This window comes from Alicyclobacillus shizuokensis NBRC 103103, from assembly GCF_001552255.1.
Classification (GTDB): domain Bacteria; phylum Bacillota; class Bacilli; order Alicyclobacillales; family Alicyclobacillaceae; genus Alicyclobacillus_G; species Alicyclobacillus_G shizuokensis.
Window position 1 is genome coordinate 1 of record NZ_BCQV01000085.1, and the last position, 4,810, is coordinate 4,810.

Annotated in this window: 4 protein-coding genes; 2 read left to right on the forward strand and 2 right to left on the reverse strand. The window is 54.3% G+C overall.

Features of this window, described 5'->3' with window-relative positions:
• Positions 1-225 precede the first annotated feature (225 nt).
• Positions 226-1,947, reverse strand: a complete 1,722-nt coding sequence (locus tag ASH01S_RS17140; RefSeq protein WP_067929656.1) for an MFS transporter — start codon at positions 1,945-1,947, stop codon at positions 226-228.
• 4 nt (positions 1,948-1,951) lie between these two features.
• Positions 1,952-2,473 (reverse strand): PadR family transcriptional regulator, encoded by a 522-nt coding sequence (locus ASH01S_RS17145; RefSeq protein ID WP_067929657.1) that lies wholly within the window; start codon positions 2,471-2,473, stop codon positions 1,952-1,954.
• 246 nt (positions 2,474-2,719) lie between these two features.
• On the opposite strand from ASH01S_RS17145, the gene ASH01S_RS17150 reads away from it, so the two are divergent.
• Positions 2,720-4,018 carry an S-methyl thiohydantoin desulfurase family protein gene (locus ASH01S_RS17150; RefSeq protein ID WP_083517322.1) on the forward strand — a complete coding sequence of 433 codons (1,299 nt, stop codon included), beginning with the start codon at positions 2,720-2,722 and terminating at the stop codon, positions 4,016-4,018.
• A partial coding sequence (locus ASH01S_RS17155; protein ID WP_157067222.1) for a hypothetical protein occupies positions 3,927-4,810 on the forward strand: 884 nt, incomplete at its 3' end. The genes ASH01S_RS17150 and ASH01S_RS17155, both read left to right, overlap by 92 nt.

Here is a 4,810-nt window from a genome sequence, read left to right on the forward strand (position 1 = left end):
GGGCAACGCGACTTGACTCGCACGGACAGAAGACACTTGGTGGCTTTCTGACATGTAGACTGGATGAGCGCTGACTTGGGGAGCCCATGCTGTCGTTACGACCATGGCTGTTGGTACTATTGCCATAAAAGGTGCCTTTTTCACTGAATCCACCTCCCACTAGCATTATACATACGTTGATAGCCATGAAAATTCAAGTTCAATGGATATTATGACGCAAGTCATCTATTTTGCGCCCTCTGCTTTTCTTCCTCCCAAAAACAAGAAGGAAACCATGATGGTTGCCAGAACAATCGGGAATCCAGCCCGATACAGTTTTGAAAACGAGGCCGACATCAATTCCGCAGCCTGATGTTCCAGGTCATATGAATACGTGTCCATTTGTCGCTTGTACTGTTGGATGTCAGCATCCACCTGTTGCGTCACCTGTTCGATGACCCTCGATCTCGCTTGTTTCCGGGTGCCCGGCGGCATGCCGGCGAGGACTTTGTTCACAGCGGCCGCAATCATCCTTTGGCGTTCAGTCTTGGGCAGCACGGAGCTGGGTGGTGGATTTTCTCCGCCGGAATTCCATGTGGAGCTCAAAATTCGGGTCTTTGACTCTTGGAGAACGGCGGATTTCACGGAGTCCGGAACGTTCAATTCACTGGCTCTGTCGCTCGCATAATGCATGACTTCTCTTTGTTGGACAGAGAGGTAGTGGGTTAAGCCCGAGACGGATATCGCTACGGCCAGGACGACCGCAATCTGTCGAAACATCTGAGTCACGCTTTGTGCGGCAGTCAGCATCTCGCCTTCGAAATCTGCTGCGCTCGCAGTGCTTGCTGGACCAATCACGAGACCGAATCCAGCTCCGACCAGCATAGCAATCAACACCAGATGCAAAGTGGAAGCCTGTATGGTGAGCCTTGCAAGCAGGAAATACGCCGATCCGAGCGACATAAACCCGAACAGGACAGGCAGGAAGTTTCCAATTTTATTCGCGATTGTGCCGGAAATCGGCGCGATGAAGAATATGGTCGCTGAAACGGGGGTGATTAAAAGGGCCGCCTGCAGCTCCGTTTTGTTTTGGAACCGTGTCAAAAACTGCGGAAGCAGCACCGTGACGCCCACCATATAAGCGGTTGCGGCCACCATCGCCAAGGTGGCTCCCCCGAACTGGCGATTGCGGAACAGCGACAAATTTACCATAGGATTGGCCACCCTACGCTCTGCCATCAAGAACGCGACCAATGAGAGAAAGGCCACCAGGTAACAAACCCAAGCCAACCTACTGGTCCAGCCCCAATCATTTCCTCTTACCAACACGAATGTCAGCGAAAAAACAGAGAGGCTGGACAGGAGGACACCTATGAAGTCCAATTTCACGCGAGTGCGATCTTCGTTGCGCAGCGGCAACTTCGTAAGCCCGACTAGAATGGCCGCCAAGCAGATGGGCACGTTCACGTAAAACACCCAGGGCCAGCCGGCGATTTGAGTCAGGAATCCGCCAACCGCGGGACCCAAGGCTGCGGCGAGTCCCTGGGTACTGCCCAGTGTCGCGAGAGCTATATAGCGCTTGCTGACAGGGACCGCACTCACGCCGATAATCATGCTGACAGGCATCAGAACGGCAGCTCCGATACTCTGCACAAACCGGGCTGTAATCAACCATTCGCCGCTGTTGGCCAGCCCGCATAGAGCGGATCCCGTTCCAAAAAGGAACGTCCCAAGAATAAAAAATTTATTTTTTCCAAAAATCTCGGCCACACGCGCCAGAGGGATGGAAAGGACAGCGATTGACATGGTGTAGACGTTCAGCATCCAGGACATCGCTTCCAAGGAGGCGTGCAGATCGTCCTGAATGGCAGGGAGGGCGATATTCATGATGGTCGTGTCAATCATGCAAACAAATATGCCTAAACACATGAGAGCCACGATGCCGAATCCTTGGTTTGTCTTCGCCATCGGATCACACCTCAATTCCGCTTTCGCGTGCGAGCCGCTGGAGCCATTCCAATGAAAAGGCTGTGTGGGCGATGCCATAATCAAGGGTCAACGCTTCAAACGGAGTCAGGTACTCGTACACGGATTCTTTCGTCTCTAGCAATTTCCTGTAATTTTCTTCGATCCGGTTTCGTTCATCCAAAATCCATCGTTGGAGTTGTTCTTTTGAAGCATGTTTGCCGAAGAAGAAGCGGATCAAAAAGTCGGAATGAACCACCGTGGCCCGTGAGGGACTTTCCAGGTACGCAAAAAAAGCCTCTTTCCCGGCTTCTGTTATGGTGAATACGTTTTTGTTCGGTTTTCCCTGCTGGATGACGACCTCTTTTGTAATCAACCCCGCGCTCTCCATCTTCCGCAATGCCGGGTAAATACCGCTGAATGTCGCCTCGAAGAAGTTTGAAACCGACATCTCAAACTTTCGCTTGATGTCATAACCGCTCATTGGCTCATCCATCAAAAAGCCGAGGATTACGCTTTCGATATTCACTCCAATCGCCTCCTGCTCATGAGTATATACATGATGATAATATTGTCAAGGATAATATATGAACGCGGACCAACGCTAAGATGCTGATCAAGCACTGGAGACCGATACAAGTGTGCTCCGAGATTGTTCCGAGGCACAAATTCATCTCTACCAATTTGTTTCACCATCCATGGCTGCAACTCCCATCTCCCGGTACGCTCCATTTACAGAGGAATTGGAGCCCATCTGGCGACAGGAGGCGTCCATATGGCGCGAGCATTGACGGCACAGGATGTGACATACGCTGTCCTGGGCGGGTCCGTTCTTGGCGGCGGCGGTGGTGGCTGGCCGGACGAGGGGAAAGTGGTTGGCAACCTGTCCATTAAGATTGGCGATCCGAAGCTTGTGTCGTTGGACGAGCTGGACGACGATGCGCTATTGGTCACGGTCGCACTGGTGGGGGCGCCGGCAGCGAAAGACAAGTATGTCAAGCCGGTGCATTACGTCCGGGCGTTGCAGTTGCTGCAGTCACGTTTGGATCGGCCGATTGCCGGCATCATCACCAACGAAAACGGCTCCGGGACGACAGTGAACGGGTGGCTCCAAGCGGCTACGCTCGGTATCGCCGTCGTGGATGCCCCTTGTAATGGCCGCGCTTATCCCACAGGGGCGATGGGTTCTGTGGGGTTACACAGGGTAGCTGACCATACCTCCATCCAAGCGGCGGTCGGCGGTGCTGGTCCTAGGTATGTGGAGACAGTCACCAGCGGTTCGCTCACGACGGTCTCAGCGCTGGTGCGCGACTTATCCATCCGCGCCGGGGGCTTGGTGGCGGTGGCTCGCAACCCCATAACCGTCAAATATGCACGGGAGCACTGTGCCGTAGGAGGAATTTCCGAAGCCATCGAGCTCGGACAACGAATGGTGCAGGCGGGCAGAGGGGACGCCACGATTCGTGCGGTATTGAACTATCTTGGCGGAGAGTTGATTTGCGAGGGAGCCGTCTCCGCGGTTCACTTGGAAACTAGCGGTGGCTTTGACGTGGGTCGCGTGCAGATTTCCGATGTCGAGTTGACGTTCTGGAATGAGTACATGACGCTCGAAAAAAACGGCCAACGATTGGCAACCTTTCCGGATCTCATCGCAACTTTCGACAGGCGGACAGGCATGCCCGTGATTACGGCGGAGATCTCCGAAGGGCGAGAAGTGGTAGTGATAACGATTCCCAAGGAGAACCTGCGGCTCGGTGCGGGCATGCGGTCACCAGATTTGTTTGGGGCTGTAGAAGACGCAGTCGGTAAGCCTGTTTTGGATTACGTGTTTGGTGGAGCAGATCGTCAAGATTTTGACCGGTTCCCTCACGTTTGCGATGGAGGCCCTTCGTCGAGCCATTTGGGAGCCGATTTGGTACTTCATGAGTGCCATCGCGGTTGTCTGGATGATCTACTACTGGGTCTCAGGGCGGGCGCAGCGGATGTGGCAAACCCTCTTCACCACGGTAGCGATCATCGGGTTTTCAGGCGCCATCTTCACGAACTTGCCCACTGTCCTCAACCAGGCCAATGACGCCAGCGCCGCGGTTAGCACCCAGGTGCTGAACTCGATGGCGAACGGCATCCAGCGTGACAGCAATCAGGGATCCACTCCCCTGGACACCGTGTCCAATGCCTTGTGGACAGCGCTTGCGAAAGATCCGTATCTCATGCTGGAGTTTGGCAACGTCAAAGATGGGGAAGCGAACTTCGACAAGGTCATGCAGATGGACGATTCGCAGAGACAGCAATGGTTCAAGGACCAGACAATTTCATCTTCGCAATCAAGGGACGAGAAATTTAAATACCTCATCACCACATCGGATGGGATTGGACAGCGGGCAACCGACATTTTGGTCATTCTCATCCTCGGTCTCGTGTTCGCGTTGATGCTGGCTTACTACGCGTTCCAGCTCGTGTGGTGGCAATTTGTTGCTTTGGCACGTGGGCTGATGGCCGCGGCGTATTTGCTCGTGTCCCTCTGGCCGGAACATGGGTTTCGCGAGGTCGGTAAGTGGGCATTCGGATGTGTCGAGGCGTTCGTGTACAAGGTGATTATGACCATTGCGCTCGGCAGCATCCTCGTGATGTATATGGGTATCAATCACGCCATGCCACAGCTCGGTTGGTTGGCCACGCCCTTGATGCAGATTGCCATGATTATCGCCGTATGGGCGGCTATCAAGGAATTCAAAGGCAAAGCCTTAGGTCTTCCGTTACCGAACGGTCACACGTTGGGCGGCGCGGGACGGACGCCAGGGGCTGAGGAAGGGCAACAAGCTCTCCGTGTTGGCACGGCGGTGGCCGGGGCCGTGGCCACGGGGGG

Bases quoted from the DNA above. Each gene is read 5' to 3' on its own strand.
- ASH01S_RS17140 (WP_067929656.1), bottom strand. From the start codon at position 1,947: ATGGCGAAGACAAACCAAGGATTCGGCATCGTGGCTCTCATGTGTTTA.
- ASH01S_RS17150 (WP_083517322.1), top strand. From the start codon at position 2,720: ATGGCGCGAGCATTGACGGCACAGGATGTGACATACGCTGTCCTGGGC.